The following is a 4,193-nucleotide window of genomic DNA, read 5'->3' on the forward strand; positions in this document are numbered from 1 at the left end:
TACCTAAAAAATTAGTAATTAACAAGAAAACAAACCAAAAAAGCTAGACAATGTCTAGCTTAAAAAATTATACTCCGCCAGTAGGACTCGAACCTACGACATCATGATTAACAGTCATGCGCTACTACCAACTGAGCTATGGCGGATAAAGGCTAAGCGACTACCGTATCTAACAGGGGGCAACCCCCAACTACATCAGGCGTACTAGGGCTTAACTTCTGTGTTCGGCATGGGAACAGGTGTATCTCCTAGGCTATCGTCACTTAACTCTGAGTATTCTCAACTCAAAATTGAATATCTATACTGTATCAAGAAACCAAATCGTTGTCAATATATCTCAGTTACTTTCGTTGGATAAGTCCTCGAGCTATTAGTATTAGTCCGCTACATGTGTCACCACACTTCCACTTCTAACCTATCAACCTGATCATCTCTCAGGGCTCTTACTGATATAAAATCATGGGAAATCTCATCTTGAGGTGGGCTTCACACTTAGATGCTTTCAGCGTTTATCCCTTCCCTACATAGCTACCCAGCGATGCTCTTGGCAGAACAACTGGTACACCAGCGGTAAGTCCACTCTGGTCCTCTCGTACTAGGAGCAGATCCTCTCAAATTTCCTACGCCCGCGACGGATAGGGACCGAACTGTCTCACGACGTTCTGAACCCAGCTCGCGTGCCGCTTTAATGGGCGAACAGCCCAACCCTTGGGACCGACTACAGCCCCAGGATGCGACGAGCCGACATCGAGGTGCCAAACCTCCCCGTCGATGTGAACTCTTGGGGGAGATAAGCCTGTTATCCCCAGGGTAGCTTTTATCCGTTGAGCGATGGCCCTTCCATACGGAACCACCGGATCACTAAGCCCGACTTTCGTCCCTGCTCGAGTTGTAGCTCTCGCAGTCAAGCTCCCTTATACCTTTACACTCTGCGAATGATTTCCAACCATTCTGAGGGAACCTTTGGGCGCCTCCGTTACCTTTTAGGAGGCGACCGCCCCAGTCAAACTGCCCGTCAGACACTGTCTCCGATAGGGATAACCTATCTGGGTTAGAGTAGCCATAACACAAGGGTAGTATCCCAACAACGCCTCACTCGAAACTGGCGTCCCGAGGTCATAGGCTCCTACCTATCCTGTACATGTGGTACAGATACTCAATATCAAACTGCAGTAAAGCTCCATGGGGTCTTTCCGTCCTGTCGCGGGTAACCTGCATCTTCACAGGTACTAAAATTTCACCGAGTCTCTCGTTGAGACAGTGCCCAAATCATTACGCCTTTCGTGCGGGTCGGAACTTACCCGACAAGGAATTTCGCTACCTTAGGACCGTTATAGTTACGGCCGCCGTTTACTGGGGCTTCAATTCATGCCTTCGCTTACGCTAAGCACTCCTCTTAACCTTCCAGCACCGGGCAGGCGTCACCCCCTATACATCATCTTACGATTTAGCAGAGAGCTGTGTTTTTGATAAACAGTTGCTTGGGCCTATTCACTGCGGCTGACCATCAGTCAGCGCCCCTTCTCCCGAAGTTACGGGGCCATTTTGCCGAGTTCCTTAACGAGAGTTCTCTCGCTCACCTGAGGCTACTCGCCTCGACTACCTGTGTCGGTTTGCGGTACGGGTAGAGTATAATTAACGCTAGAAGCTTTTCTCGGCAGTGTGACATCACTAACTTCGCTACTAAACTTCGCTCCCCATCACAGCTCAATGTTAAAGATATAAGCATTTGACTCATATCACACCTCACTGCTTGGCCAGACACTTCCAATCGTCTGGTTTAGTTAGCCTACTGCGTCCCTCCATCACTATATACTCTAGTACAGGAATATCAACCTGTTGTCCATCGGATACACCTTTCGGTCTCTCCTTAGGTCCCGACTAACCCAGGGCGGACGAGCCTTCCCCTGGAAACCTTAGTCTTACGGTGGACAGGATTCTCACCTGTCTTTCGCTACTCATACCGGCATTCTCACTTCTATGCGCTCCAGCACTCCTCACGGTACACCTTCTTCGCACATAGAACGCTCTCCTACCATACCTATAAAGGTATCCACAGCTTCGGTAATATGTTTTAGCCCCGGTACATTTTCGGCGCAGGGTCACTCGACTAGTGAGCTATTACGCACTCTTTGAATGAATAGCTGCTTCTAAGCTAACATCCTAGTTGTCTGTGCAACCCCACATCCTTTTCCACTTAACATATATTTTGGGACCTTAGCTGGTGGTCTGGGCTGTTTCCCTTTCGACTACGGATCTTAGCACTCGCAGTCTGACTGCCGATTATATCTCATTGGCATTCGGAGTTTATCTGAGATTGGTAATCCGGGATGGACCCCTCACCCAAACAGTGCTCTACCTCCAAGAGACTTAACATCGACGCTAGCCCTAAAGCTATTTCGGAGAGAACCAGCTATCTCCAAGTTCGTTTGGAATTTCTCCGCTACCCACAAGTCATCCAAGCACTTTTCAACGTGCCCTGGTTCGGTCCTCCAGTGAGTTTTACCTCACCTTCAACCTGCTCATGGGTAGGTCACATGGTTTCGGGTCTACGACATGATACTAATGCGCCCTATTAAGACTCGGTTTCCCTACGGCTCCGTCTCTTCAACTTAACCTCGCATCATATCGTAACTCGCCGGTTCATTCTACAAAAGGCACGCTCTCACCCATTAACGGGCTCGAACTTGTTGTAGGCACACGGTTTCAGGTTCTATTTCACTCCCCTCCCGGGGTGCTTTTCACCTTTCCCTCACGGTACTGGTTCACTATCGGTCACTAGAGAGTATTTAGGGTTGGGAGATGGTCCTCCCAGATTCCGACGAGATTTCTCGTGTCTCGCCGTACTCAGGATACTGCTAGGTATAAAGACTATTTCGAATACGAGGCTATTACTCTCTTTGGCCTACCTTCCCAGGTAGTTCTTCTATAATCTTTAAGTCCACGTTGCAGTCCTACAACCCCGAAGAGTAAACTCTTCGGTTTGCCCTCTTGCCGTTTCGCTCGCCGCTACTAAGGCAATCGCTTTTGCTTTCTCTTCCTACAGCTACTTAGATGTTTCAGTTCACTGCGTCTTCCTCTACATTACCTTAACAGTAATGAGTGACAGGCATTACCTGCCGGGTTCCCCCATTCGGACATCTCTGGATCATTGCTCACTTACAGCTCCCCAAAGCATTTCGTCGTTAGTCACGTCCTTCATCGGCTTCTAGTGCCAAGGCATCCACCGTGCGCCCTTATTAACTTAACCTTATTTTTGGCCTTTCGACCTAACTCATTAAATATTCACAGCGTTTCGGTTTATTTTCTTGTTACTATCTATATGTAATTACTTACATATGGAATTTGATATAGATATTCAATTTTCAATGGACAATACTTGAATCTTTCGATTCAATGGAGCCTAGCGGGATCGAACCGCTGACCTCCTGCGTGCAAAGCAGGCGCTCTCCCAGCTGAGCTAAGGCCCCACAAGACCTCTCAAAACTAAATAAGAAACTCAAGTACATTCCGTTTTTCCTTAGAAAGGAGGTGATCCAGCCGCACCTTCCGATACGGCTACCTTGTTACGACTTCACCCCAATCATCTGTCCCACCTTAGGCGGCTGGCTCCAAAAGGTTACCTCACCGACTTCGGGTGTTACAAACTCTCGTGGTGTGACGGGCGGTGTGTACAAGGCCCGGGAACGTATTCACCGCGGCGTGCTGATCCGCGATTACTAGCGATTCCGACTTCATGTAGGCGAGTTGCAGCCTACAATCCGAACTGAGATTGGCTTTAAGAGATTAGCTCGCCGTCACCGACTCGCAACTCGTTGTACCAACCATTGTAGCACGTGTGTAGCCCAGGTCATAAGGGGCATGATGATTTGACGTCATCCCCACCTTCCTCCGGTTTATTACCGGCAGTCTCGCTAGAGTGCCCAACTGAATGATGGCAACTAACAATAGGGGTTGCGCTCGTTGCGGGACTTAACCCAACATCTCACGACACGAGCTGACGACAACCATGCACCACCTGTCACCGATGTACCGAAGTAACTTTCTATCTCTAGAAATAGCATCGGGATGTCAAGACCTGGTAAGGTTCTTCGCGTTGCTTCGAATTAAACCACATGCTCCACCGCTTGTGCGGGCCCCCGTCAATTCCTTTGAGTTTCAACCTTGCGGTCGTACTCCCCAGGCGGAGTGCT

2 tRNA genes and 3 rRNA genes are annotated in these 4,193 nt (G+C 48.9%); all 5 read right to left on the minus strand.

From position 1 onward, the window contains the following. Positions 1–72: 72 nt before the first annotated feature. Positions 73–146 (minus strand) — tRNA-Asn (locus tag ACEN36_RS12810). 5 nt (positions 147–151) lie between these two features. Further along, a 5S ribosomal RNA gene (gene rrf, locus ACEN36_RS12815) occupies positions 152–267 on the minus strand. Between the two features lie 83 nt (positions 268–350). Continuing rightward, positions 351–3,250: ribosomal RNA gene (locus ACEN36_RS12820) — 23S ribosomal RNA — on the minus strand. 147 nt (positions 3,251–3,397) lie between these two features. Further along, a tRNA-Ala gene (locus tag ACEN36_RS12825) sits at positions 3,398–3,470 on the minus strand. A gap of 54 nt (positions 3,471–3,524) precedes the next feature. Further along, positions 3,525–4,193: ribosomal RNA gene (locus ACEN36_RS12830) — 16S ribosomal RNA — on the minus strand; the annotation flags it as partial.

The organism is Desemzia sp. FAM 23989 (genome assembly GCF_045528345.1).
In the GTDB taxonomy this organism is placed as follows: Bacteria; Bacillota; Bacilli; order Lactobacillales; family Carnobacteriaceae; genus Desemzia.